Origin of the sequence: Gelidibacter salicanalis (assembly GCF_007997285.1) — a bacterium.
Lineage (GTDB): Bacteria > Bacteroidota > Bacteroidia > Flavobacteriales > Flavobacteriaceae > Gelidibacter > Gelidibacter salicanalis.
Genome location: NZ_VORX01000026.1, coordinates 1 through 661 on the forward strand (window position 1 = coordinate 1; position 661 = coordinate 661).

The following is a 661-nucleotide window of genomic DNA, read 5'->3' on the forward strand; positions in this document are numbered from 1 at the left end:
TAAGGTGGTTATAGCGACGGGGCTCACCTCTTACCATTCCGAACAGAGAAGTTAAGCCCGTTTGCGCCGATGGTACTGCACCTCGTGGGAGAGTAGGACATCGCCTTTTTTAGAGAATCCTCAACATGTATTTGTTGGGGATTTTTTTGTTTATATAAGTTCCAATTTTATAGTTTGGACGGATCTTTACCATAAACCAAAACGATACTTTATTCCTTAATTTAAGGATAGGCGCTGCCGCAATCTCCAGTATTTAAAAGTTAACGGGTAGATTTACTTTTTTTGAAAAATTTAATTTTTATAAGTTCATTAATTATATGGTCTAAACTACTCTCCAGAAGAGACTTATGGCAACGTCAGAATAGGATTATAAATAAATCTAAAAAAACGGCTTGCCAATTAAAAAAAGGTTGTATGTTTGCAGCCGCTTAAAACGGCAACGTTGAGAAGCGGAGAGTTCATTAAAATAATGTGTATTGAGTGTTGATTTAAAGTGTGAAATAAAACTTTTAAAAAAACTTCAAAAACATTGTGAGATTTAAAAAAGGGTTATATATTTGCACCCGCTTAGCGATTGAGTTCGCTGAGAGAAACAAAGAAACAAGTTCATTAACATATTGGATTGACAGCGTAGCGAAGTACTGGAAACGGTATTAGCACA

The 661-nt window shown here is 35.4% G+C and carries 1 rRNA gene; it reads left to right on the plus strand.

Going from position 1 to position 661, the window contains the following annotated elements:
• Positions 1–109, plus strand: a 5S ribosomal RNA gene (rrf, locus tag ES711_RS16195).
• The last annotated feature ends 552 nt before the right edge of the window (positions 110–661 follow it).